The sequence below is a fragment of the Streptomyces sp. NRRL F-2664 genome, assembly GCF_000719345.1.
Classification (GTDB): domain Bacteria; phylum Actinomycetota; class Actinomycetes; order Streptomycetales; family Streptomycetaceae; genus Streptomyces.
Map to the genome: position 1 here is coordinate 1 of NZ_JOFX01000382.1, position 406 is coordinate 406.

Here is a 406-nt window from a genome sequence, read left to right on the forward strand (position 1 = left end):
CCGTCACCGCGACCGACCCCAACCCCCAAGTCCCCACCGCATCCAAAACCTTCACCCTCACCGTCAACCCCGCCCCCGCATCCACCTGCGCCACCCCCATCGCGGTGCTGCAGCAGCGCGGCTACAACATCATCACCGGCACCGCAGGCCCCAACCAGCTGTCCGGCACCAACGGTATGGACGCGATCTTCGGCCTCGGCGGCAGCGACCAGATCTCCGGCCGGGCCGGAAACGACCTCCTATGCGGAGGCGACGGACCCGACCAGATCCGCGGCGGCGACGGCGACGACCGCATCGAAGGCGGCAGCGGCAGCGACCAGCTCTACGGCGACACCGGCAGCGACACCCTCCACGGCGGCACCGGAAACGACCAGTCCTCCGGCGGCACCGGCAACGACACCATCGA

General features: G+C 70.2%; 1 protein-coding gene. It reads left to right on the forward strand.

All coding sequences use genetic code 11. The features are described from left to right. The coding region (locus IF89_RS0136205; protein ID WP_267882131.1) for a calcium-binding protein at positions 1-406 on the forward strand (406 nt) is incomplete at both ends.